The sequence below is a fragment of the Rothia nasimurium genome (genome assembly GCF_928381705.1).
Classification (GTDB): domain Bacteria; phylum Actinomycetota; class Actinomycetes; order Actinomycetales; family Micrococcaceae; genus Rothia; species Rothia nasimurium_G.
In genome coordinates, this window is sequence record NZ_CAKMSR010000001.1 from 309,186 (window position 1) to 332,201 (window position 23,016).

Here is a 23,016-nt window from a genome sequence, read left to right on the forward strand (position 1 = left end):
TAAGGCTGGTGGCTGACACTTTAAGCACGGCCAGCTACCGCCAGCAGCTAAAGCCTACATAAATCTCTCTAAGAGCGAGCTTTCGGCCATGCGGGAGAGGGATTCTCGAATCACGCGGGCACGCTGTTCACCGATACCCTCAACAGCCCGCAGGTCATCGAGGCTGGCGGCCATGAGCGACTGTAGGCCGTCAAAGCGGTCGACCAGGCGGTCAGCGACCGCCCCGGGCATGGACTTGATACCGGCTAATAGGCGGTGCCCGTGGGGGTGGAGCGGGGCGTCCAGTTCCTCACCCAACCCTGCGGTGCGGGCGATGGTCAGGGGGTCAACGATTTCCTTATCGTCGAGCTGGGCCAGGGCATCTACAGCGGCCTGAAGCTCTTCGGGGCTGGTGTCTGCGGGCAGGTAATCTCGCAAGACGACCCAGGTAGCGGGCAGGTCGTGGGTGGTCAGTTCTTCAAGCTGCAGAGCAACCAGGCGGCCCACGTTGCCCAGCTCCACCACGTAGTGGCCCGCCTCGACGGTAATTCTGCGAACCATCTCCATGCGCTGTAGGGTGCTGGCTACATCGCGCAGGGTTACGTTAGCTTCAATTTCGAGGGAGGACAGCTGGTAGAGCACCTGTTCAAGGCGTTCGGTGTAGCTATCGAGGGTGCGGATAGCCTGGTTGGCGCGGCTCATGAGCGACTGGGTATCTTCGACCGTGTAACGAATCCCCTCAGTATAGACCGAAATCAGGGACATCGAGGCACTCACCGCAATGACGGGGAAGCCGGTTTGTTTTGCCACGCGTTCTGCGGTGCGGTGGCGGGTACCCGACTCATTGGTGTCGATGGACGGGTCGGGCAGCAGCTGCACCCCGGCTGCCAGCAGGGTGGAAGCGTCCTTGTCGCAAACAATCGCGCCGTCCATCTTGGCGAGCTCCCGCACGCGCGTGGCAGAGAATTCGGTGTTGATAGCAAACCCGCCCGACGACATCTGCGCTACGGTCTTATCGCTGCCCAGTACGATCAGCGCACCGGTGCGGCCGCGCAAGATACGTTCTAGCCCCTCGCGGAGTTCGGTACCGGGGGCGATTTGGGCGATTGTTTTCAGCAGAGATTCACTATAAACCGTTAGCACTCCACCAATTTTAGTGCACAGAGGGGCTAGAAACGGCACCGCCCCGGCACGCGCAGGGCGGGCCGGGGCGGTAGCGGTCTGTGGGGCTAGGGGTCTTAGCCGGTGACGATGATACGGACGGGCTGTGAGGTCACGCCGTTGACGGTTGCGGTTGCCCAGTAGTAGCCGGGCTGGATGGTTGCTGCGGTGTTGCAGCCCAGGACGTTGAGGGAGCGGTTCCAGGTCAGGGCGGTGGTGTTGGTGGCACCGGCGGCAACTTCGGCGTCGGCTACGGGGTTGGCGTAGCACTGGGCGTAGTTGTAGACCTGGGCGGGGCCGGAGGTGATGTTAACGTCTACGTTGTTAACGCCGCCGGTCACGATGCAGGGGTTACCCGAGGTGTTGGTGTAGGTGACAGCCAGGGCGGGGTTCTGGCCTGCTGCGTAGCTGTTGCGGTCGGCGGTCAGGCTTACCTGCAGGTCGGCTGCGGTGCAGGCTGCCACAACAGCCTCGGTGGGTGAGGCGGACGCAGTGGGTTCAGCTGATTCGCTAGGCTCAGCGGACGCGGTTGCTGAGGCGCTCTCGCTGGCGGTGGCTGATTCACTTGCGTCGGCTGACGCTGATTCGCTGGCGCTTGCGGAGTCGCTAGGCTCAGCGCTTTCTGAGGGGGTCGCTGATTCGGTGGCGCGCTGGCTAAAGTCGCTGAAGGCTTCGGCGCTGGTTGAGGTGCTTGCGGTTGCGGTTGCGTTATCGGAGCTATTACCGCGGCCTGCTAACCAGCTGATGAGGCCGATAATGAGGAGCAGGACAAGGACCAGGATGAGGACGGCAACAATGCGGCGGCGGCGGTAGACCTCGGGTGAGACTTCTTCCACCTGTGAATCAACGTTTTCAGACATACATCTAGAGTACCTTTTTCTATGCCACCTGCGGAACTTTTGGGCTGTGTTCGTCCTCCTGGTTACAGGTGTTTTAGAGTGTTGGAGTGTCTTTTACTTTGCCGCTGAGCCAGCTCACTCCCCAGGAACTTGAAAACCTGCACACCGAGATTAACGGGTGGTACCTGGAGCACCGCCGCGATTTACCCTGGCGTACCGGGAGTAATACACCCTGGGAGGTGATGGTCAGCGAGTTTATGCTGCAACAGACTCCGGTCAAGCGGGTCTTACCGGTGTGGGAAACCTGGTTGGAGCGCTGGCCTACTCCCGCTGATTTGGCGGCTGAGGATTCCGGTGAAGCTGTGCGTGCCTGGGGACGCCTGGGCTACCCCCGCCGAGCCCTGCGGCTGCATGCTGCGGCCCAGGCTATCGTTCAGAAGCACGGTGGCCAAGTACCCGGCAGCTACGAGGAGCTGCTGGCTTTACCCGGTGTAGGTTCATATACCGCTGCGGCTATATCTGTGTTTGCCTTTGGGGCGCGGGCCACGGTGATTGATACCAATATTCGCCGGGTCCATGCCCGCCTTATCTCGGGCAAGGCGCTGCCGTCTAAGGCACTCACAGCAGCCGAAACCCGTTTAGCTGACGAGCTCATGCCCGCCGATCTGGCGGCGTCCTGTCTGTGGAATGTATCGGTCATGGAGCTAGGGGCTCTCATCTGCACCGCTAAAGCCCCGAGCTGCGAGCGCTGCCCGGTGGTGGATTCCTGCGCCTGGGTTGCGGCAGGACGCCCCGAGGCCGACTATGTGCCTAAGGGTCAGGCCTGGGCCGGTACCGACCGCCAGTTGCGGGGTGCCATGATGGGCGTACTGCGCGCCGCCCAGGAGCCGGTGCCGGCCCAGCTACTGACCAGTGTGGGGCGGGCAGATATTGTTGTCCCCGAGGGCCTTGTTCCTGCTGTTGCGAAGCTGCGGGCGCTCACTCCCCCGCCGGAGCAGGTTGAGCGTTGCTTCTCGGGGCTCCTGGCGGACGGCCTCGCCCGGCAGGTTGAGGGCGGCAGGGTCAGCCTTTAACCGAAGCTCACGGTCGTTGCGCTGCCCCAGAAAATCGCTGCGAAGGGAATAACCACTCCGGCGATGAAGGAGAAGAGGAAGTAGCCTCGCTTGAAGACCCCGTGCTGGCGGGGGTAGCGCACCCCGTTTGCGTATGTGCCTGCGATGAGCAGAATAAGGGACAAGAGTTGAGCAGAGGGGGCAAGGAGCACAAAGACCAGCACCGGGTACCAGGGCTGGGCGAAGAAGCCCGGTCGGTAGTTGAGGTAGACCTGACGGCCGGTGGTGTCGTAGTGGGTGTCTGTTCTCTTTAGCATGTCAGTCTCGCTTCTGCGGTGCCCTCGCTGTCAATGGAAAAGTTCACGCAACGGGTGTAGCCATAGCTGTTGAGGCTGGTGCGGTTGAACTCCCGCACCACCAATACCCGGGCTGCAGGCCCCTTTTCTTCCCATATCTCAGGCTCCCTGTCGTAGACCGAGTTATCGCCAAGCAGGGAGAAGCTGGATGAGGTGTAGGTGAGATTGCTCAGGTAGGTGATGGCAGAGCCGTCGGTGCACCACCCCAGGGAGAAAACCGTGGTGGTCAGGTCAGAACCCAGCAGGTTTTCTTCTGTTACCGGTGTGCTCGCCTGCCAGCACTGATGGTCTGCATAGAGAGCGGCTTCTTTTTCGGTGATCTTATCGCGGGTTGACCCCGTCACCAGATTGCTGACGCTCCAGGGACTCACCGATACAAGTAGCGCACCGTCATTATTCTGCATGTGGTCCCAGTTCTTCATTTGCTGGCTAGAAACAAGCCAGCCCAGCAAGAGGGGCAGAATAACCAGCACGGCGGTACATACCCGCCCCAGCAGGATGGTGTGATGCCTCGTTTTCACCGTTCTCCTCGATTTCTCTCCGGGGCTAGGGGCGCGCGTCCGTCACGCTCACCCCGGTCGCTAAAGTGAGCACCAGGTGCACCACGGGCAGGAGGGCCACAAGCACCACCGAAAGATAGAAGTAGACCGGGTAAAAGACCTCATAGACCCTGGGGTAGCGCACCCCGTGGGCATAAACGCCAGCGGCTAGCACCAGCCACAGGGCTAGGGGCTGATTTACGAGCAAAAGCAGGAGCAGGGCCAGAGGATAAACCCAGGTCGCAAAGAGGCCGGGTACTGTCTGCAAAAAGACCGGGCGACCGTTCTCAGCCAGAACCGTGCCGGGTACCTGCTCTAGGTCTAGTTGGGGACGCATGAGAGCTCTCCTTCCGCTGTACCCTCAGCGTCGAGGGTAAAGGCCACGCACCGTTCGAAACCGTAGCTCGGCAGGCCGCTACTGTTATTCACCATACGGCTAATAACCGTGCGGTATGACTCGGGGGAATCCAGCTCATAGGCCAGTGAATAATCAGGGTTAGCAGGCGGGTCTGAGCGCATGTTAGGGCCCTCGTAGTCAACCGTGGTGGCGTCCTGCTGGTAGACGATGCCGCCGTCCTTCGCGCACCAGATAACGGAGAATTTATGGGCCAGAAGCTCCTTGCCCAGAATATTCGTTTCGGCCACGCGCGTGAAGGCCTGCCAGCACTGGGCGTCGGAATAGCCGGGTACTGCTGCCTTGCGGGTCACCGTAATGTGTCCAATAGGCTCACTGCTCGGTGAGCGCCCTAAAGTTGAAGCTCCCGCCAGGAAAAACGAGGCAGCAACGGCGAGCAAGAGACTCAAGCCGAGTGCGGCGCCGGCAACGATGCCGGGTCGCTTTTTCTGACGGTATGTTCCTTGCAAATCCTGACGATTCATGGTTCACACCTTTCAGAAGTTGTGAACTAGATTACCTCAAAAGCTGGGCATATTCTAGACCTGTAGAGGAAAAATCTCCAGCATCTTCCCTAGATTTCCAAAATCATTCGAGTATTTCCCAGCGTATTGGGCTTTACCCGGGCAAGGTCAAGAAACTCAGCCACACCCTCATCGTGCGACCGCAGCAGTTCCATAAAAGTCTCAGGGTCAATCTGATCCTGATTCTCCATCACCCTAAACCCCTGGCGCTTGAAGAAATCCACCTCAAAGGTCAGGCAAAAAACACTGGCTACGCCAAGCTGCCTAGCCCGCTCCACCAGAGCGGCCACCAGGGCGTGCCCCACTCCCCGACCGCGCGCAGCAGGAGCTGCCGCCAGCGTCCTAATTTCAGCGATATTCTGCCACATCACGTGCAGGGCCCCGCAGCCGAGAACCTGCCCGGCGGCATCCTCAACAATAAGGAACTCCTGGATAGCCTCATAGTAGGCCACAGCTTCTTTATCAAGCAGGATCCCCTCAAGTGCCAGCGGTCGCACCAGGGCTTGGATAGCGGGTACATCGCGCACGGTGGCGGGGCGGACGGTCACATCTGTCATTCCTCAAGGCTACTGCCCTGCCCGCCCGGGAGCCAAAGCCCCGTGAGACGCGAAGCCGCTTAAACAATAAATCAGCCCCCGACCACCAAACGGCGCGGGAGCTGATTTACATCATTACACACACATACACACAAGAGTCTTCTTGTCCTAAAGTTACCCCACACACCGGGGCTTTATCGCTTCAGGGGCTCTGTCGAACCGTATGACTTAAGTATGGCAAGCCAGCCTTGAACGCAAGCCTTAAAGAGCTGGGTGCAAGCTGAAAGGTTGGTCAAGCTTTGGTTACATTTTTGACCGCCCATCACAAAAGCATCACAGAACTAGCTAGCGCACCACAAAACTACCCGGTGCAACACAAAGCCGCCTGCGGCGTCCTTGGTATCAGGACGCTGCAGGCGGCTTGCGCTTGCAGAAGCGGCTTAGCGCTCGTCGGCCTCGCGGGCCTCTTCAGCCTCGAAACGCTGCTCGGCAGTCTCGTTAGCTACCTCAGCTTCGGGGATTGCGGGCAGCTCCTTCTCATCCTCACCAAAGGCCTTGTCAAAAGCCTCGGCGTCCAGCTCACCCAGAGGAGCTGACGAGAAGGTGAACTTAGCCAGGTCACCCTCGCCCTCAACGTCCACTGTGATCTTCTCACCGGACTTGATCTCACCGAAGAGGATCTTCTCAGAGAGCGGGTCTTCCAGGTTGCGCTGCATCTCGCGGCGCAGCGGGCGGGCACCCATGGAGGGGTCGTAGCCCTTAGCTGCCATGAGAGCCTTAGCCTTATCGGTCAGCTCGATGGACATATCCTGCTCGGCCAGGCGCTTAGCCAGGCGGGCAACGAAGAGGTCAACGATCTGCAGGATCTCAGACTCGGAGAGCTGGGGGAAGACGATGATGTCGTCCACGCGGTTGAGGAACTCAGGGCGGAAGTGCTCCTTGAGGGATTCCATCACGCGACCCTGCATACGCTCGTAGGAGCCCTGGTCATCGCCTACCTGCTGGAAGCCAACGGGTACACGGCGGGCCATCTCACGGGAACCAAGGTTGGTGGTCATGATGATCACGGTGTTCTTGAAGTCCACAACACGACCCTGGGAGTCGGTCAGGCGGCCGTCTTCCAGAATCTGTAGCAGGGAGTTGAAGAGGTCGGCGTGAGCCTTTTCGACCTCGTCAAAGAGCACAACGGAGAAGGGCTTGCGGCGGACCTTCTCGGTCAGCTGGCCACCCTCTTCGTAGCCGACGTAGCCGGGAGGGGCACCGAAGAGGCGGGAAACGGTATGCTTCTCCTGGTACTCCGACATATCCAAGGTGATGAGGGCGTCCTCGTCCCCAAAGAGGAACTCAGCCAGGGCCTTAGCCAGCTCGGTCTTACCGACACCGGTGGGGCCGGCGAAGATGAAGGAGCCGCCGGGGCGCTTGGGGTCCTTGAGGCCAGCACGGGTACGGCGAATTGAACGGGAGAGAGCCTTGATGGCGTTCTCCTGGCCGATGACGCGCTTGTGCAGCTCCTCCTCCATCTTGAGCAGACGGCCGGACTCTTCCTCGGTAATCTTGTAGACCGGAACACCGGTGGAGAAGGCAAGGACGTCGGCGATAACCTCGGGGGTCACCTCGCCGAAGGCGTCGCCAGCGTTGCGCCACTGCTGCTCAGCCTCTTCCTTCTCAGCAGCCAGCTTCTGCTCCTTATCGCGCAGGTCAGCTGCTTTCTCGAACTCGTTAGCCGCGATGGCCTCTTCCTTCTCGCCCTTGAGCTTGGCGATGCGCTCTTCAAGCACCTTGATTTCAGGCGGAGCGGTCATGCGCTTGATACGCAGGCGGGCACCGGCCTCGTCAATCAGGTCAACAGCCTTATCGGGCAGGAAGCGGTCAGAGATGTAGCGGTGGGCCAGGTTAACGGCGGTTTCCAGAGCCTCATCTGAGATGGTCACGCGGTGGTGAGCTTCGTACTTATCGCGCAGACCCTTAAGAATCTCAACAGCCAGCTCGGGGCTGGGCTCATCGACCTGGATGGGCTGGAAACGGCGCTCCAGGGCGGGGTCCTTCTCAATGTGCTTGCGGTACTCATCGAGGGTGGTTGCACCGATGGTCTGCAGCTCGCCACGGGCCAGCATGGGCTTCAGAATTGAGGCAGCGTCGATAGCGCCCTCAGCGGCACCTGCACCGACCAGGGTGTGAATCTCATCGATGAAGAGGATGATGTCGCCGCGGTTGCGAATCTCCTTCAGCACCTTCTTCATACGCTCTTCGAAGTCACCGCGGTAGCGGGAACCCGCCACCATAGAACCCAGATCCAGGGTGTAAAGGTGCTTGTCCTTCAAGGTTTCAGGTACATCCCCGTGCACAATCGCCTGAGCCAGGCCCTCAGCAACGGCGGTCTTACCCACACCGGGCTCACCAATCAGCACGGGGTTGTTCTTAGTACGGCGAGAGAGCACCTGCATAACGCGCTCCATCTCCTTATGGCGACCAATCACAGGGTCAAGCTTGCCCTCGCGCGCCGCAGCCGTGAGGTTACGTCCGAACTGGTCAAGAATGGCAGACCCAGCCGGGGTGCCCTCGCGGGAGTTACCCGCACCCACACCGGCGGTCTCCTTGCCGCCCTCACCGTTGTTGTTGCCGGGGTAGCCAGAAATCAAATCCATCACGGTCTGGCGGACCTTAGCGGGCTCAGCACCCAGCTTGGTCAGAATCTGGTTACCCACACCCTCATTAGCGCGCACCATACCCAGCAGGATGTGCTCAGTACCAATGTAGCCGTGGTTCAGCTGGATAGCCTCGCGCATCGACAGCTCAAGAACCTTCTTAGCGCGCGGGGTAAAGGGAATATGACCGCTGGACGCCTGCGGGCCAGAACCGATGATGTCCTGCACCTGGTCACGCACGGCAGTGAGATTAATACCGAGCGACTCAAGAGCGCGAGCCGCAATACCCTCACCCTCGTGAATCAGACCGAGCAGAATGTGTTCGGTACCGATGTAGTTGTGGTTCAGCATGCGTGCTTCTTCTTGGGCAAGCACGATGACGCGACGGGCGCGGTCGGTAAACCGTTCAAACATTGAACACTCCTTGGAAACTTACTATTACCCAAAAGATTACGCGCGTTTCTGCGCCCGCGGGGCCCTGTTCGCCACGGAATGAATGGGGCTTATTTATCAGGGTTCCGCATGCTCACGCTCACTGCCGACCCTCTCGCCGGTTCGCTACGCTCACAAGCGATTCACGCCAGCCCCGAAGCCAGCAGCTTCGCTGTGAGCATGCTTCACCCGCACTTATTGAATAAGCTTCATTTACTCGATAAGACCTGCCGAAACATCACCCAATTTTTCTTCTACACGCATGTTTTATAGGCCGCTTATAAATAATTGAGGCGGAACCCGCTCAGCGGGTTCCGCCTCATAGAGACAAGAAGAAGATTATTTACTTGCTTTCTTTGCCCATAGCCTTGTAGTAGGCGTCCTGAATATGCTGCTGAATACGGCCGCGGTTGGAAACCTCGTGGCCATTCTCCTGGGCCCACTTACGGATTTCAGCGATTTCGGGGTTGCGCTTAGCGGTAGTGCGTGAGCCTGCGGGGCGGCCGGGAGTGCGCTGGGCACCCTGGACGCGGCGGGCCTTAGCTGCGAAAGGACGGATGGCGTCGCGCAGGCGGGCAGCGTTAGCGCTAGAAAGATCGATTTCGAACTGGCCGCCGTCGAGACCGAAACGTACGGTTTCTTCTGCGGGGCCGCCGTCGAGATCGTCTTCAAGAATAATCTTGACCTTCTGAGCCATTATTTTCTCCTTGGATGAGGCTGTTTAGGGAATATGAACTCAACCGCGTTTTTGGGCAGGGAGACGTATAGGGAATATCCGCCTTCTACCCTTTTCTGTGGGGTACGCAATCGAGTTAGTCACCCTTGATGACTAAAATAAATAGTACATATTCTTTTCTCAAAAAGGAAATAAAGTCACGCTTCAGAGAACAAAAAGACTTTTATTTAGTTTCTGATGTTCCAAAAGGATCCCGTGTTCCTTCTGCGTTTTTTACAGAGCGGTACCAGGTTTCGGCGTCCTTTTCGATATCCCGGCGGGCAGCACGCTCGGTGCGGTCAGCGCGGTTCATCCAGCGCAAAATAAAATAAAGCACCAGGCCCGCACCTATGGAGGGAACCAGGCCAATCAGGAATTCCATCTCTTCTCTACCTTTCTCGGGTTTACAAGACTTGTCGAAACAATGGCTGTAGCAGGCTCGCAGCGAAGCTGCTGGCTCCGATGAAGTGAGCGGGTGCGAGCGCGCGAGCACGCAAGAGCGAACGAAATCCGCCGCAAGGCGGGGCGTGAGGGTCAGGCTTACGCCTATTCCGCCCGCAGATTTATTTCCTCGCTCGCTCGGAATCTGCTGGGCTTCATGAGCGCGAGCCTGCGAAGCCCTTTGAACACATCAGATACACTTCCTCCAATCTACCCCAGGTAACTGGCAAACAGGACATGAAAAAGCCCGCCCGGCAGGCTGCCAGGCGGGCTAGAGGGGCGTGAGGACGCTTTACTCGGCTTCGGGCTTCATCAGCGGGAAGAGGATGGTTTCGCGGATGCCTACACCGGTGAAGAGCATAATCAGGCGGTCGATGCCCAGGCCCAGGCCACCCATGGGAGGCGCACCGTATTCAAGGGCGCGCAGGAAGTCGTCGTCGAGCTGCATGGCTTCGTCATCGCCACCGGCAGCCAGCTTGGACTGCTCAGTGAGGCGCTCACGCTGAATCACGGGGTCAATGAGCTCGGAGAAGGCGGTGCCTCGCTCCATACCGCCGATAATCAGGTCCCAGGCCTCAATCAGGTTGGCCTCGGAGCGGTGCTGACGGGCCAGCGGCTGGGCTGAGGGCGGGTAGTCGTAGACGAAGGTGGGGTTAATCAGGGTGGGCTCCACGATTTCGCCGAAGAGCTCAACGACTAGCTTCTCGGCGTCCCACTTGGGGTCAACGGGAACCTCGTGCTTCTCGGCGATAGCGCGCAGTTCTTCTGCGGTGGTGGCGGGGGTGACCTCAACGCCTACAGCTTCAGAGAGACCGGGGTAGACACCCAGCCACTTCCACTCGCCGGTGAGGTCGATGGTACCTGCTTCGGTTTCAATCTGGTGTACACCTACGGCGTCAGCGCAGGCCATGATAATTTCCTGCATACGCTTGGCCATGACGAACTGGTCGGCATAGGCCTCGTAGCATTCCAGAGTGGTGAATTCGGGGCTGTGGGTGGAGTCTACGCCCTCGTTGCGGAAGACGCGGCCAATTTCGTAGACGCGTTCCAGGCCACCGACCTCAGCACGCTTGAGGAAGAGCTCGGTAGCGATGCGCAGGGTCATGGGCTGGTCGAAAGCGTTCAGGTGGGTTTCGAAGGGGCGGGCTGCTGCGCCACCGTGGATGAGCTGCAGGATGGGGGTCTCCAGCTCAATATAGCCGTGGTCGTTCAGGACGTTACGCACGGTCTGGGTAATCTTGGCGCGCTTGATCACCAGGTCGCGGGCTTCATCGCGCACCATCAAATCGAGGTAGCGCTGGCGCACGCGGGTCTCTTCGTTCAGGTCGGAGTGCAGGTTGGGCATGGGGCGCAGGGCCTTGGATGCCATCTGCCATTCTTCGGCCATGATGGAGAGCTCGCCGCGGCGGGAAGAAATAACCTCGCCCTTGACGAAGACGTGATCGCCCAGATCAACCAGGGCCTTCCAGTCTGCCAGGGATTCTTCGCCTACGCTGGCCAGGGAAATCATGGCCTGGATGCGGGTGCCGTTGCCCTGCTGAAGGGAGGCGAAGCAGAGCTTGCCGGTGTTGCGGACGAAAACCACGCGTCCGGCGACACCCACGATGTCACCGGTGGTCTGGTCAGCTTCGAGCGTACCGTCGTACTTTTCGCGAATTTCGGTGATGGTGTGGGTGACGGGGACGCCCACGGGGTAGGCTTCGCGCCCGGATTCAAGCAGCTTGGCGCGCTTTTCGAGGCGGATCTGCATCTGCTCTGAGACGCCGTGGTCGAAGCCGGTGGTTTCTGCGGGGGTGTTGCCCTGTTCAGTCAATGATGTACCTGTTCTTAGGTTGGGTGTAGAGGTCTTAGTTAATTTCCATGTTATCGATGAGGCGGGTGGAGCCAACGTAGGCTGCCACGAGCGCTAGCACACGTGCCTGTTCATTCTGGGGGGCCTCGAAGGTGTCGGTATCGACCACTTCTAGGTAGTCCAGGCGTACGCCGTCGGTGCTGTCGATAGTGGCGCGGGCCTGGGCGATATCCTCAGCGGTGAAGCTACCGGTGATGTACTTTTCGCGCAGGGTGGCCAGGGTTCGGGACAGAACCAGGGCTGCTTCGCGTTCTTCAGCGCTCAGGTACTGGTTGCGTGATGAGAGGGCCAGCCCGTCGTCCGCGCGCACCACGGGCACCGGTTTGATGGTCACCTGGTGGTTGAAGTCCTTGACCATGCGCTGAATGAGGGCCAGCTGCTGGGCGTCCTTCTGCCCGAAGTAGGCGTTGAGATTAGCCTCCCCGACCAGGGGCTTGAGGATGTTGAAGAACTTATTGACCACGGTTAGCACCCCGTCGAAGTGGCCGGGGCGGGTCTTACCCTCAAAGAGGGTGCCCAGTTTGCCGGAGACCACGGTGATTTTGGGGTCGCCACCGGGGTACATGTCTTCAACGGTGGGGGCGAAAATGACGTCGACGCCAGCTTCAGCTGCCAGGGCGGCATCGGCTTCGAGGGTGCGAGGGTAGCGGTCGTAGTCTTCGTTGGGCCCAAACTGGAGGGGATTGACGAAGATGGAGAGCACCACAACATCGTTTTGTTCACGGGCGCGGCGAATGAGGGTGGCGTGCCCGTCGTGCAGAGCACCCATGGTGGCGACGTAGCCTACGGTGAGGGGCTTCTCTGCGGCGGGGGTTTCACCGGTGTCTCGGCGGCGGCTGGCGGTGGTGAGGGCCAGGAGCATTTCGTTGCCAAGATCGGTGATGGTGTGTGCGATAGGGGCTTGACTCGTCACGGTGGTGAGGGGTCCTTTCGTGTTTTGCGCCCTCCCAGTTTACCCGGCGAGCGCTTGAAGCACAGCATGGTAGCTCTCATCGGTGAGGGCTCCGCGGCTGTGGGCGCGTTCGGCGGTGGCGCGGGCGAGGGCCAGGTAGGCGGCCTTGATGTCGTCTGCGTTTTCTTCGAGGGCGTAGCTGGCGAGGGTTTGGGCGTGGGCGGCTACGGTGTGGGCGTCTCCGCGGGCGACGGGGCCGGTGAGGGCGCTATCGCCGTTGGCGAGGGCGTTGTCGAGGGAGGCTCTGAGGAGCGGTTCGATGTAGCGGGCCGGGTTCTCGATGCCGATGGAGGCCAGGATTTGGAGGGCCTGGCCGGTGATGGTGACCAGGTGGTTGGATCCGTGGGCGAGGGCTGCGTGGTAGAGGGGGCGGTCGCCTTCGGCGATGAGGACGGGCTCTCCCCCCATCTCAACGACCAGGGCCTGGGCGATGGGGGTGAAGGGGGCTGGGCCGGTGACGCCGAAGCTGGTGTTGGCTAGGCGGGGCAGGTCAAGGGAGAGGCCGGTGAAGGTCATGGCCGGGTGGATGGCGAGGCCGATAGCTCCCTGAGCGGTGGCGGGAGCAAGGACGGAGGTGCCGTGCCGCCCTGAGGTGTGGATGAGGATTTGCCCGGGGCGCCAGCCATCGGTTTCGGCTATACCTTTGACCAGGTCGGGTAGGGCGTCGTCGGGTACGGCCAGGAGCACCACTTCACTGGTGGTAATGATCTCTGGGATGGTGGAGACGGGGACGCCGGGGAGCAGAGCCTCAGCCCGGGTACGGGAGGCTTCTGAGACGGCATGGACGCCGGTGATCAGGTGCCCAGCGGCACGGAGGGCTGCGCCGAGCACGGCCCCCACCTTGCCTGCTGATATCACGCCGATGCCCAGGCGGGCGGGCTTAAGATGGTTGCTGGTTTGCACGGGGCACCTTTCTGTCTGCGTCCTGCCTGCTTAGTTTACCGGGGGCCGTCTCTTACCGGGTACGGCCTTTACTGTAGTGCTGCCCAAGACGCCACAGGCAGAAGGCTAGGGGGATAAGTAGCCCTTGAATAGTGCCACTAAAAACAGCCAGCGCAACTACCCCAATCTGAAAAGCAACGGTACCCGCAGCTACCAGAGGCTGAACCGGAACTACTAATCCCGACGGTAGGGCAACGACAAGGCTATAGTCGTATTCCTGTAGAGGGTCAGTCTCTCCTAGTGCCACGGCAATCCCGAAAAAGAGAGCAGCGCCCGTAATAGTGCCCGGAAGCTGAAAGATGATGGTCATTGCCACGGCATAGATGACCGTAGCAACACCAGCGCCCACGATAAACCCCAACAAGGTTGAAAAATAAGGAGCTGTAAGCCACTGCCGAAGAGGCAGCTGTGCTGACCATTCCCGCGGTAGCCAGCGGTAGAAGAAGGCAATCAACCAGACACCTACAATCGTTACGATACCGATGCCAGATGCTCCGAAACCGACCCCCACAAAGATTCCCAGAGGGATACTCAGTAGGGTAATGAGAACGAGCGGGGCCAGGCTATCAGCTAAAGCAGCCAGCGATAGAAGGTAAGAACGGGAGTTCACAAGTTTTCTGCGGAAGGTACCGCTCTGCCCACCATAGTAGCGGTAACCCTGTGCTCCGCTGAGATTACGGACGGCGTATAGAAGCAGCGTACTTCTCCCAAACCCCTGAGTAGCAGCAACCCGTTCCAGAGGACTATTCTGAGCTGAAATAACGAGCACAAGCGTTCCAAGTATTCCGAGGAACAGAACAAGCGCTCCAAGACCGTAAATTAAAGCAACGTTTGCACTTACGACTGAGTCGGTGGTCGTAGCGATGAGCAATAGAAAACCCGTAACCGCTGCCAGACCTGCCCAAGCCAAAAGAGACTTCAGCCGTCCCAGTAGCTGCGCCGCAGCCACACCGTGCAGCATAAGCACCCCAAATGCTACAGCGCCCAGCGCCGTTCCCACCAACCAAGTCACCGAGAGCGGCGCAAAGATAGTCGCTAGCATTACGGAGAGCAGGGCCCACGCGCCTAAAGCAACCCATATAGCCCGAAAATGCCAGGGGTTACGGCTGGGATATGAAAGTCCAGAGTAACGCCAAAAGAGTTCAGCCGGCGAGTAAGCCAGCGGTCCCAACTGATAAAAGAGCCAGACTAGCCCAGCTCCTGCAATCAGCAGACCGCCCATAAAGAAACCGGGCGCTTGGAAATCTTCTAATGTGAAATATAGGTAGGAGCCTCGAACCTGACGCAGGGAGACGCTGAATGACCCTGCAAGAGCAAGCCAGAAAACCAGGTAGAAAAATACCTTATAGACCGCACCGAGCCGGTACCCCAGCGTCCTGAGCGCTACCATGCGTTCTCGGCCCCTAGACCAAGCCCATCAGTCTCCAACGGAAACACCAAATTTTTAGTTCCTGGCAACGCGTTAAGCGCCGGGTCATGTGTGGCTATACAAACCGCTGCCCCAGCAGAGACTGTAGACTCCGCCCACTGAGCAATCCACTGCACTCCAGCAGTATCAAGACGCTTTTCTGGCTCGTCCAAAAAGTAGTAACGGGCAGGACGGAGCAATAAGGACGCAAGGCGGGAGCGTTGCTCCTGGCCAGAGCTCAGGGTGTGTGGTTCTCTGTCATAAGCCTGGGGTACTCCAAGTTCTCCTAGCGCCTGACGCACGCTCATACGCTGAGAAGAAGTCATGCCCAGCTTTTGAGCGATCTTAGGGCCTTCATCGGCCAGTATTTCAAGATGCTGCCCTACGGTTAGGCCGGGAAGCCACCCCAGCGCGTCGTTGAGCCCAAAAACCTGTAAACGGAAGGCCTCAGACGCAGAGGTCACCGGTACTCCATCGATGAGCACCTGCCCTTCGGTTAAATCCTGATGCAGAAGAAGACAGCTCATGAGGGTCGACTTACCGGAACCGTTAGGGCCAGTCAAAGTGTAATACACTCCTGGCTCCAGCATGACAGAAGCACCAGAGAAAATAACATTTTCGTCAAAGGCTTTGGCCCCCTGATTTAGTTGAAGCGCAGGAACCTTTGTAGGTAAACCCATCAGTTTCCTATCTCAGTATCGGGCAGAGGTAGGAGCTCGTAGGGCGGGAGCTGCGAAGAGGTACCGGAGACTTTCCCGGCCTCCGCAGATGTCGGCACCGGCGCAGGTGCAACCCCCAGCTGGGCCAGACGGACGGTCAGGGCGCGGGCGACCTCGGCGTCCGCGTTATGCACTGCGGTAGACAGGGCTCCCCCGGCAACCCGCAACGACAGGTGAGCTAGCCCAGCCCGCTTCTGTAGGGGCCCCTGGCTCAGTTCAAGGCTCTGCACCTTGAGGTGCGGAACAAAGGAGAGGCGGCGCACCCAACGACCTGACCTCACCAGCAGGAGCAGGGGTGTTACCGCGAAGCCGTTGCGGCGGTAGGTCAGGGGGTCAAACCAGCGGGCGGACGCCGGGGAGACCGTAAAGTCCTGTTCTGCGCCGCTACCTGCCAAACCGGCCATGAGCTGGGCAGGCGAAACACCACCGTCCTGCTGGGCCGGCACCACCAGGGGTAGCACCCGCATCACGTCATCAAGGATGCCCACAGGGAGCAGCTCCCCGGCGAACTCGCCCTGGTCGCCGGTCTTGCCCAGCAGGGTCACCTTGACCCGGTACCAGCCGGTTATACGCCAGAGCAGGGGCTGCTCCACCGAAATACGCTGAACGCGCCCCTCGGGTAGGGTCTGGGTGGTGGTATCGGTAAAGCCAAAGCGGGTTTTCAGCCCGTCCGGGCTGGTAGAGAGTGAAAAGTTAAAACCGGTGTTAAAGCGCTTCCAGGTGCTCGAGACGATAGCCAGGATAACAGCCGCGTTCGAGGCAAATATAGCGCCCAAGGACATCTCTGCCCAGAGCATGAGACCGCCCAAGCTCAGCAGGAAGAGAAGACCCACAAGCCAGCCCAGGCTCAGCACCATGGACCCTAATAACCGCGCTACCGGTACCTTGACAATCAGCTGCTCGCCGGCATCCTTAACCCCCAGAAAATTCTCAGTGAGGTGGTCACCCAGGCGGTCTGCAATATCGCGGTGGGCAGGTTGGTCAACAGGGGCGGACGCCGCCGGGGAGGTTTCTGACCCTGCCTTGAGGGTGCGTACCTGAGCCAGTAGCTGCTCGCGCAGGGAGCGGGCCTCGGAGTACTTGAGGAACTGGACGCGCAGGGCTGAGGAATCACCGTCTGCTACATCGAATTTAAGCTCAGCTAAGCCCAGTAAGCGGGCCATGAGCGGGCGGTTCACGTCGATGGACTGCACACGGTCCAGCCGGGCTTTGCGCTCGGTTTTGAAGAGCATGCCGCTCTTGATGTAGACATTGCGGTCATCCACGGCAAAACGGTAAAAGAACCAGGTGGAGAGAAAGGGCAGCAAAAGGAGCAGGAAGAAGACGGCCAGCACTCCCAGGAACCAGAAGCCCCCGAAGATGCTCGTCCAGGAGAGAAAGACGGTATCTGGCGGGCCGCTCTGCCCAAGTTCGCGCAGGTCAAGGGGTTCTTCGCCGGTGAAGAGGTCGTCAACCAGGTTGTTCGCGATGGTGTAGATGAAAACGACGATAATCAGCCAGGCCCGTACCAGGGGTGAGAGCGGGTGGGCTCGGCGCCAGGTGAGGGCGGCTTCTTCGCGGGCGGTGATATCGGTGGAAACAGCCGGGGATTCTGAAGTGGGTACCTGTTCGCTCATTTAGAGGCCCGCCATTCTGGCGTCCGACAGGTCAGTGAGAACCTCGCGCAGTTGGTCAGCATCGTTCTTGGCCAGGCCCGGAATGGTGATGCTGTTCGCCGCGGTTTTTACCTCGACGCTGGCCAGGGAGAGCGCGTTTTCAAGGGGGCCGGAGGAAACATCGACGTACTGGATACGGCCGTAGGGCACGGCGGTGACCGAGCGGAAGAGCAGGCCAGAACGCTTGAGCAGGTGGTCAGCGCGTTCGCTGTAGCCGATTGCCTGCACCCGGCGCTTGACCAGCACCAGAGCCCACAGACGCCAGATCAGCACCAGACCGAACAGACCCCAGTAGGCCCAGGGCGCCCAGTTCCAGCTCTTGACCAGGAGGGTCATTATCAGAGGCAGGGAGGCCAGCCCCAACAGAATGAGAGACCAGATCAAAGAGGTAATGAGCTTAACCCGAACGTACTTGGGCGAGACCCGCTTCCAGCTGACCTCGGGCAGATCTATAGTCTGCTTGCCCAGGCCATCCAGGTCGAGTGGGGGCAGGGTAGGTGTAAATTGCGGCTCATTCATGGTGCTCTCTCGTTACGTATCCGTATCAAACTGTGGTCTACACCATTATGGCACGGAGGGAAAGCCTGCCTAAACCTTACCGGCTAGGAAGAAGAGTCCGGCTTATTGCGAGCCAGGGGACCGGTCTGCGGGCGGGCCCCGCCGACCCCACCACCGGCGTCCTCATCCCCCGGAGGTACCTTGCACCAGTTCTCGGCGACGATACCGGCAACCAGCATCACCAGGCCGCCGGCGAGGGCAAGCAGGCTCTCGATGAGAGGTTGGGCGGTGGCCCGGGCGGACGCCAGCCCCACCTGGTAGACCACAATCGCTACCTGCCAGCCGCCGACCAGGGCGCCAGTGAGGGCCAGGGCCTGGGCGAAGACAGCAACCCGGGCGGCCATGAGGGGGTTCATGGAACCGGCGTTCTTACGGGTCTCCACCCGGCTATACCGGTAGACCTGCCGGGCGAAGTAGAGGGCCAGACCTGCCAGGATGAGGGCAGCGAGCAGAGTGAGGGCGGGCAGGGACAGCTCGGGGCCGCCTGACTGAATACTCAGGAGATTGAGGACCGCCCCGCTTGCAACGCCTACACCCGCTAAGAGTGCAAGGGCCCGGCTTCGCAGTTTCACGCGCAGACCACCGGGGCAGGGTGGAACTCGCGGATGCCACCGGCATCCGCTGCGTCATCTGCCAGCTGGCGTACTGATGAGCCGAGGAGCAGGGCTGAGGGGTCCATGCGGGCCCAGGGCTCCAGAACAAAGGCGCGTTCAGCGGCGCGCGGGTGGGGCAGGGTGAGGTCGGGGTCGTCCATCTCAAGTGAGGCGATATCGATGATGTCGATGTCGAGGGTGCGCGGGCCCCAGCGGACGTCGCGGGTGCGGTGGTGCTTCTGCTCAATCTGCTGGGTGTATTCCAGTAGCAGGAAGGGGCGCAGGCTGGTCTCAATCTCGACCACCATGTTGGCGTAATCGGGCTGGCCAGCCGGGCCGCCTACTGGTGCCGTGATAGCGATAGGGGAAATCTTGGTTACCGCGATTTTCTCGTGGGAGCAGATATCACCAATCGCCTTGATGAGGGTGTCTTCGCTATCGCCCAGGTTAGAGCCCAGGGCAAGGATCGCTTTAACCGGCATGCTTCTCCCTAAAAATCGTCACCGACACATCAGCGAAGGTCACCTCGATAGGGGCCTTGGGCTTGTGCACGGTTAGTTCAACCGCGAGCAGGGGGAACTTCTCGAGCACAGCAGTAGCGATATGCTCGGCCAGGGTTTCGATGAGGTCGAGGGATTCACCGGTTACGATTTCGCGGATTACCTCTGCTACTTCGGCGTAGTTGACGGTGTGCGCGACGTTGTCGGTGGCGGCAGCCTGGGTGAAGTCCGTGAACATGGTGATATCGACGAAGAAGGGCTGCCCGGTCTGCTTCTCAGAGTCGAGCACGCCGTGGTAGCCCACGCTACCCACGCCAGTGAGCGTAATGCGGTCGGTACGGGAGTAATCTCGTTGGCCCGACGATGAGCTGTGATCGTGCATGGTCACCTTTCACCGAGTCTGGTTCACCGGTGGTAGTTCAGGGTTGAAGCGCCGGTGCTTTGTAGCCATTATCCACGCCCTGAGGGCACTGCCCGGTGACCGCTGTGTGTGCCCTTAGACATACCTAAAGACAGCCTCACCCGGGCATTTGTTGGAAAAAGCGGTAGTTAAGCGGGCCTAAAGTACAACCTCTAAAGCGCTTAAAGTCACAAAGACATTTTCATTTATGACGCTTCTGTGTCGCACCCGGCTACAGCCCAGCTACCGCTAGCGGGCGGACGCCTGCCGCCAGGCTGCGCGCACGGCCAGGGCGTCGGCGGTCGCCTGCACATTGTGGACGCGCACGGCCCAGGCTCCTGCCTCAGCCGCCATCACCGAAAGGGCTGCGCTGGCAACATCCCGTTCAGTAGCCGGGCGCTCAGTAACCTGCTCTACCGGCAGGCCGGAGGCTGCGGCGTCCTGATCCTGCAAAAGCCGGGCGATAAAGCGCTTGCGGGAACCAGCCACCAGCACCCGGTGTCCCCCAGCTGCCAGGGCCTGCAGACCCGCTAAAATCTGCCAGTTTTGCTCCCCCTGTTTAGCGAAGCCGGGGCCCGGGTCCAGAATGATCTGCTCGGGAGCCACTCCCCCGGTGATGAGCCGCTCGCGCAGGGTAAAGAGCTCGCTAAAGACCTCACCGGCAACATCGGTGTAGACGGCCTGGGAGTCCATGGTGATGGAGGTACCGCGCGAGTGCATGAGAATGTAGGGCACACCCAGCTCCGCGACAGTCTCAATCATGTCTTCGCGCAGGTTCATGCCGGCAACGTCGTTGATGATGTGGGCACCAGCTGCCACAGCGGCGCGGGCGGTTTCGGGGTTGAGGGTATCAACCGACATGACGATATTTTCAGCAGCTAAAGCTTCTATGACGGGCAGGACGCGGCGCTGCTCCTCAGCCAGCGGCACCCGGGTAGCGCCGGAACGGGTGGACTCCCCTCCCACATCGATGATGTCTGCCCCCTGGGCAACCAGGGCCTTGGCGTGCGCAACTGCCGTGGCGGCGTCCGCGTGCAGACCCCCGTCAGAGAAGGAATCGGGAGTGACGTTGAGAATACCCATAATCAGGGTGCGGTCGGTCGGCAGGTTGTCGTAGGATCCGTGCGCGTGGGGAAGAGTCATGAGAAATCAGGAAGCGTTGATTAGGCTCATTGCCTCGGCACGGGTGGCGGGGTCGCGCAAGGCCCCGCGGACGGCACTCGTCACCGTCTTCGCCCCGGGCTTGCGCACACCGCGCATGGACATGCACATATGCTCAGCCTGAATCACCACAATCGCGCCGGTGGGCTGCAAATGCTCTTCGAGAGCCTCAATAACCTGGGTGGTCAGACGCTCCTGCACCTGGGGGCGCTTAGCATAGACATCCACCAGGCGGGCCAGCTTCGACAGACCCGTTACCTTGCCGTCACCACCGGGGATATAACCGATGTGGGCGTGCCCGAAGAAGGGCACCAAGTGGTGCTCGCAGGTCGAGTAGAAGGGAATATCCTTGACCAGAACCAGCTCGGAGTGGTCGATGTCGAAGGTCGTACCCAGAATATCTCCGGCGCTCTGGTGCAGACCGGCAAATATCTCATCGTAGGCACGGGCCACACGGGCCGGAGTATCGAGTAGGCCGTCACGATCGGGGTCCTCGCCGATAGCCAGCAGAATCTCACGGACGGCTGCCTCGATACGGGGCTGGTCAACTGCCATTATCGGGGACCTCCCAGGGGGTCAACATCGGGGTTACCTGCGGGGCCTGCGGCACCGGGGTGGGGGTTACCGGGATCCATGGGGTCAACGGTGGGCTGCTGGACGATGGGCTCCTCGGCAACCGGGGTCTCGTCAGTCTCTGCCTTAGTCACCTTGACCGGGGGCAGGGCTGAGGGTTCGCGGTTGGCCTTGGAGTACCAGTGGTCGCGTTCGGGGCGCTTGCGCACGCCCGCAAAGATTTCTGCCAGGTCGTTCTCGAGCAGGGTTTCCTTCTCAAGCAGGGCCAGGGAGAGAGCATCGAGTACGTCGCGGTTATCGCGCAGAATCTCGTAGGCCTCGTCGTGGGCCTGCTCCAGCAGGGCTGCGACTTCCTGGTCAACCAGGTAGGCCATCTCGTCGGAGAAGTTGTTGCCGCCGCCAGCACCGCCGCCCAGGAAGGGGTCAGATTCCTTAGCTGCAAGTCGAACTGAACCGACCTTGGCACTCATGCCGTACTCGGTCACCATCTTGCGGGCGGTATCGGTTGCCTTCTGAATATCGTTGGACGCACCGGTGGAGGGGTCGTGGAAGATCAGCTCTTCGGCGGCGCGGCCACCCATAGCGTAGGCCATCTGGTCGAGCAGTTCGTGGCGGGTGGTGGAGTACTTGTCGTCCTGGGGCATGACCATGGTGTAGCCCAGGGCGCGGCCGCGCGGCAGAATCGTAATCTTGGTGACGGGTGCTGAGTTGCGCAGGGCAGCTGCAACCAGGGCGTGGCCGCCTTCGTGGTAGGCGGTGACGGTGCGCTCGTGCTCGCTCATGATGCGGGAGGATCGCTGGGGGCCTGCCATGACGCGGTCGATTGCCTCGTCGATAGCGCGTTCGTCGATGACGTTACCGCCGTCTCGGGCGGTGAGCAGGGCGGCTTCATTCATGACGTTGGCCAGGTCAGCACCGGTAAAGCCGGGGGTGCGCTTGGCGACGGAGGCTAGATCAACGCGGCGGTCGATGGGTTTGCCGGTTGCGTGCACCTCGAGGATCCGCTGGCGGCCCTTGAGGTCGGGGGCGTCTACACCGACCTGGCGGTCGAAGCGGCCAGGACGCAGCAGGGCCGGGTCAAGCACGTCGGGGCGGTTGGTTGCCGCGATAACGATGATGTTAGAGGTGCCGTCGAAGCCGTCCATCTCAACCAGTAGCTGGTTGAGGGTCTGCTCGCGCTCGTCGTTGCCACCGCCCATGCCGACGCCGCGCTGGCGGCCGACGGCGTCGATTTCGTCGACGAAGATAATGGCGGCCTTGTTGGACTTGGCTTCTTTGAAGAGGTCGCGCACACGGGAGGCACCCACGCCCACGAACATTTCAACGAAGTCGGAGCCGGAGATGGAGTAGAAGGGGACGCCGGCTTCACCGGCTACGGCCTTAGCAAGCAGGGTCTTACCGGTACCGGGAGGGCCGTAGAGCAGTACGCCCTTGGGGATCTTGGCGCCCAGGCGGGTGAACTTTTCAGGTTCGGCCAGGAATTCGCGCACCTCTTCGAGTTCTGCCAGGGCTTCGTCAACACCGGCAACGTCGGCAAAGCGCACGGTGGGGTTGTCTTTGTTGAACTTCTTAGCGCGTGACTTGGAGAAGTTCATAATCTGGTTGCTGCCGCCGCCCATGCGTGACATCAGGAACCAGAAGAGGGCCACCAGAATCACAAAGGGCAGGATGAAGGACAGCATGGAGGTGAACCAGTTGGTCTGCACCGGCTGATCGGTGTAGGACTCAAGGTTAGCGTTATCCATGGCCGCGACAACGTCAGTGGCGCGGGGCTGAACGTAGTAGAAACTTACATTCTTGCCCTGGTTTTCACCGGCAGGGTTCACGTAATCGTCTTTGAGTTCCAGGTCTACGCGCTGGTCACCGTCGAAGATTTTGGCGCTGACGACCTTCTCGTCATTGAGCAGACCGATACCCACGTTGGTATCAACGCGGGTTGAGGCTGCCAGAGAGTTTGCGAAGATCATGGGCACAGCAATGAGAACTGCCAGCAGTACCCAGAACCAGGGCCCTGAGATGAGCTTGCTGAAGAACCCCTTTTTCTTGGGGTCAGAGGTGTTATCCGTATTCTGCACAGCCGCGCCTTCCAC

The 23,016-nt window shown here is 60.2% G+C and carries 24 protein-coding genes; 1 reads left to right on the forward strand and 23 read right to left on the reverse strand.

What is annotated here, in order from left to right; genetic code table 11:
- Positions 1-54: 54 nt before the first annotated feature.
- Together disA and L6762_RS01480 are read right to left on the reverse strand one after the other, a co-directional pair.
- Positions 55-1,122 carry a DNA integrity scanning diadenylate cyclase DisA gene (gene disA, locus L6762_RS01475; protein ID WP_237185222.1) on the reverse strand — a complete coding sequence of 356 codons (1,068 nt, stop codon included), beginning with the start codon at positions 1,120-1,122 and terminating at the stop codon, positions 55-57.
- Positions 1,123-1,217: 95 nt separating this feature from the next.
- Positions 1,218-2,000, reverse strand: a complete 783-nt coding sequence (locus tag L6762_RS01480) for a hypothetical protein (protein WP_237185223.1) — start codon at positions 1,998-2,000, stop codon at positions 1,218-1,220.
- Positions 2,001-2,086: 86 nt separating this feature from the next.
- On the opposite strand from L6762_RS01480, the gene L6762_RS01485 reads away from it, so the two are divergent.
- Entirely contained in the window at positions 2,087-3,052 is a 966-nt protein-coding gene (locus tag L6762_RS01485; protein ID WP_237185224.1) for an A/G-specific adenine glycosylase, read from the forward strand.
- Here L6762_RS01485 and L6762_RS01490 read toward each other — a convergent pair.
- The 21 genes from L6762_RS01490 to ftsH form a co-directional block, all read right to left on the reverse strand.
- On the reverse strand, positions 3,049-3,348 hold the full coding sequence (locus L6762_RS01490) for a hypothetical protein (RefSeq protein ID WP_185174009.1): 300 nt from the start codon (positions 3,346-3,348) through the stop codon (positions 3,049-3,051). The two genes, L6762_RS01485 and L6762_RS01490, sit on opposite strands and share 4 nt — an antisense overlap.
- On the reverse strand, positions 3,342-3,908 hold the full coding sequence (locus tag L6762_RS01495) for a hypothetical protein (protein ID WP_237185225.1): 567 nt from the start codon (positions 3,906-3,908) through the stop codon (positions 3,342-3,344). The genes L6762_RS01490 and L6762_RS01495 overlap by 7 nt, the downstream gene beginning before the upstream one ends.
- A gap of 25 nt (positions 3,909-3,933) precedes the next feature.
- Positions 3,934-4,263 carry a hypothetical protein gene (locus tag L6762_RS01500; RefSeq protein ID WP_237185226.1) on the reverse strand — a complete coding sequence of 110 codons (330 nt, stop codon included), beginning with the start codon at positions 4,261-4,263 and terminating at the stop codon, positions 3,934-3,936.
- Entirely contained in the window at positions 4,248-4,805 is a 558-nt protein-coding gene (locus L6762_RS01505; protein ID WP_237185227.1) for a hypothetical protein, read from the reverse strand. Before L6762_RS01505 ends, L6762_RS01500 begins: the two co-directional genes overlap by 16 nt.
- A gap of 89 nt (positions 4,806-4,894) precedes the next feature.
- Positions 4,895-5,401 (reverse strand): amino-acid N-acetyltransferase, encoded by a 507-nt coding sequence (locus tag L6762_RS01510; protein ID WP_237185228.1) that lies wholly within the window; start codon positions 5,399-5,401, stop codon positions 4,895-4,897.
- Between the two features lie 419 nt (positions 5,402-5,820).
- Positions 5,821-8,439 carry an ATP-dependent Clp protease ATP-binding subunit gene (locus tag L6762_RS01515; protein WP_237185229.1) on the reverse strand — a complete coding sequence of 873 codons (2,619 nt, stop codon included), beginning with the start codon at positions 8,437-8,439 and terminating at the stop codon, positions 5,821-5,823.
- A gap of 361 nt (positions 8,440-8,800) precedes the next feature.
- On the reverse strand, positions 8,801-9,154 hold the full coding sequence (locus L6762_RS01520; protein ID WP_237185230.1) for a histone-like nucleoid-structuring protein Lsr2: 354 nt from the start codon (positions 9,152-9,154) through the stop codon (positions 8,801-8,803).
- Between the two features lie 202 nt (positions 9,155-9,356).
- Positions 9,357-9,554, reverse strand: coding sequence for a hypothetical protein (locus L6762_RS01525; protein ID WP_237185231.1), 198 nt, complete (start codon positions 9,552-9,554; stop codon positions 9,357-9,359).
- A gap of 351 nt (positions 9,555-9,905) precedes the next feature.
- Positions 9,906-11,363, reverse strand: coding sequence for a lysine--tRNA ligase (gene lysS, locus L6762_RS01530; RefSeq protein ID WP_237185284.1), 1,458 nt, complete (start codon positions 11,361-11,363; stop codon positions 9,906-9,908).
- 97 nt (positions 11,364-11,460) lie between these two features.
- The gene (gene panC / locus L6762_RS01535) at positions 11,461-12,327 is read right to left on the reverse strand and encodes a pantoate--beta-alanine ligase (protein ID WP_423817074.1); all 867 of its coding nucleotides are present in this window, start codon (positions 12,325-12,327) and stop codon (positions 11,461-11,463) included.
- Positions 12,328-12,417: 90 nt separating this feature from the next.
- The gene (locus L6762_RS01540; protein ID WP_237185233.1) at positions 12,418-13,320 is read right to left on the reverse strand and encodes a Rossmann-like and DUF2520 domain-containing protein; all 903 of its coding nucleotides are present in this window, start codon (positions 13,318-13,320) and stop codon (positions 12,418-12,420) included.
- Positions 13,321-13,372: 52 nt separating this feature from the next.
- A complete protein-coding gene (locus L6762_RS01545; RefSeq protein WP_237185234.1) occupies positions 13,373-14,749 on the reverse strand; it encodes a hypothetical protein in 1,377 nt (458 codons plus the stop codon).
- Complete coding sequence (locus tag L6762_RS01550; RefSeq protein WP_237185235.1) at positions 14,743-15,447, reverse strand: ABC transporter ATP-binding protein; 705 nt, start codon at positions 15,445-15,447, stop codon at positions 14,743-14,745. The genes L6762_RS01545 and L6762_RS01550 overlap by 7 nt, the downstream gene beginning before the upstream one ends.
- Positions 15,447-17,102: a PH domain-containing protein gene (locus tag L6762_RS01555; protein ID WP_237185236.1), complete on the reverse strand. Its 1,656-nt coding sequence runs from the start codon at positions 17,100-17,102 to the stop codon at positions 15,447-15,449. Before L6762_RS01555 ends, L6762_RS01550 begins: the two co-directional genes overlap by 1 nt.
- The gene (locus L6762_RS01560) at positions 17,103-17,660 is read right to left on the reverse strand and encodes a PH domain-containing protein (protein ID WP_237185237.1); all 558 of its coding nucleotides are present in this window, start codon (positions 17,658-17,660) and stop codon (positions 17,103-17,105) included. It abuts the gene before it with no gap.
- Positions 17,661-17,743: 83 nt separating this feature from the next.
- A complete protein-coding gene (locus tag L6762_RS01565; RefSeq protein ID WP_237185238.1) occupies positions 17,744-18,271 on the reverse strand; it encodes a DUF3180 domain-containing protein in 528 nt (175 codons plus the stop codon).
- Positions 18,268-18,774, reverse strand: a complete 507-nt coding sequence (gene folK / locus L6762_RS01570) for a 2-amino-4-hydroxy-6-hydroxymethyldihydropteridine diphosphokinase (RefSeq protein WP_237185239.1) — start codon at positions 18,772-18,774, stop codon at positions 18,268-18,270. The genes L6762_RS01565 and folK overlap by 4 nt, the downstream gene beginning before the upstream one ends.
- Positions 18,764-19,174 (reverse strand): dihydroneopterin aldolase, encoded by a 411-nt coding sequence (gene folB / locus L6762_RS01575; RefSeq protein ID WP_237185240.1) that lies wholly within the window; start codon positions 19,172-19,174, stop codon positions 18,764-18,766. Before folB ends, folK begins: the two co-directional genes overlap by 11 nt.
- A 267-nt stretch (positions 19,175-19,441) precedes the next feature.
- On the reverse strand, positions 19,442-20,335 hold the full coding sequence (folP, locus tag L6762_RS01580; protein ID WP_237185241.1) for a dihydropteroate synthase: 894 nt from the start codon (positions 20,333-20,335) through the stop codon (positions 19,442-19,444).
- 6 nt (positions 20,336-20,341) lie between these two features.
- On the reverse strand, positions 20,342-20,908 hold the full coding sequence (folE, locus tag L6762_RS01585; protein ID WP_237185242.1) for a GTP cyclohydrolase I FolE: 567 nt from the start codon (positions 20,906-20,908) through the stop codon (positions 20,342-20,344).
- On the reverse strand, positions 20,908-23,001 hold the full coding sequence (gene ftsH / locus L6762_RS01590; protein ID WP_272878674.1) for an ATP-dependent zinc metalloprotease FtsH: 2,094 nt from the start codon (positions 22,999-23,001) through the stop codon (positions 20,908-20,910). Before ftsH ends, folE begins: the two co-directional genes overlap by 1 nt.
- Positions 23,002-23,016: the final 15 nt, after the last annotated feature.

Bases quoted from the DNA above. Each gene is read 5' to 3' on its own strand.
- L6762_RS01480 (WP_237185223.1), bottom strand. From the start codon at position 2,000: ATGTCTGAAAACGTTGATTCACAGGTGGAAGAAGTCTCACCCGAGGTC.
- L6762_RS01490 (WP_185174009.1), bottom strand. From the start codon at position 3,348: ATGCTAAAGAGAACAGACACCCACTACGACACCACCGGCCGTCAGGTC.
- L6762_RS01500 (WP_237185226.1), bottom strand. From the start codon at position 4,263: ATGCGTCCCCAACTAGACCTAGAGCAGGTACCCGGCACGGTTCTGGCT.
- L6762_RS01505 (WP_237185227.1), bottom strand. From the start codon at position 4,805: ATGAATCGTCAGGATTTGCAAGGAACATACCGTCAGAAAAAGCGACCC.
- L6762_RS01510 (WP_237185228.1), bottom strand. From the start codon at position 5,401: ATGACAGATGTGACCGTCCGCCCCGCCACCGTGCGCGATGTACCCGCT.
- L6762_RS01515 (WP_237185229.1), bottom strand. From the start codon at position 8,439: ATGTTTGAACGGTTTACCGACCGCGCCCGTCGCGTCATCGTGCTTGCC.
- L6762_RS01520 (WP_237185230.1), bottom strand. From the start codon at position 9,154: ATGGCTCAGAAGGTCAAGATTATTCTTGAAGACGATCTCGACGGCGGC.
- L6762_RS01525 (WP_237185231.1), bottom strand. From the start codon at position 9,554: ATGGAATTCCTGATTGGCCTGGTTCCCTCCATAGGTGCGGGCCTGGTG.
- lysS (WP_237185284.1), bottom strand. From the start codon at position 11,363: ATGCAGATCCGCCTCGAAAAGCGCGCCAAGCTGCTTGAATCCGGGCGC.
- panC (WP_423817074.1), bottom strand. From the start codon at position 12,327: ATGCTCCTGGCCCTCACCACCGCCAGCCGCCGCCGAGACACCGGTGAA.
- L6762_RS01545 (WP_237185234.1), bottom strand. From the start codon at position 14,749: ATGGTAGCGCTCAGGACGCTGGGGTACCGGCTCGGTGCGGTCTATAAG.
- L6762_RS01550 (WP_237185235.1), bottom strand. From the start codon at position 15,447: ATGGGTTTACCTACAAAGGTTCCTGCGCTTCAACTAAATCAGGGGGCC.
- L6762_RS01555 (WP_237185236.1), bottom strand. From the start codon at position 17,102: ATGAGCGAACAGGTACCCACTTCAGAATCCCCGGCTGTTTCCACCGAT.
- L6762_RS01560 (WP_237185237.1), bottom strand. From the start codon at position 17,660: ATGAATGAGCCGCAATTTACACCTACCCTGCCCCCACTCGACCTGGAT.
- folK (WP_237185239.1), bottom strand. From the start codon at position 18,774: ATGCCGGTTAAAGCGATCCTTGCCCTGGGCTCTAACCTGGGCGATAGC.
- folB (WP_237185240.1), bottom strand. From the start codon at position 19,174: ATGCACGATCACAGCTCATCGTCGGGCCAACGAGATTACTCCCGTACC.
- folP (WP_237185241.1), bottom strand. From the start codon at position 20,335: ATGACTCTTCCCCACGCGCACGGATCCTACGACAACCTGCCGACCGAC.
- folE (WP_237185242.1), bottom strand. From the start codon at position 20,908: ATGGCAGTTGACCAGCCCCGTATCGAGGCAGCCGTCCGTGAGATTCTG.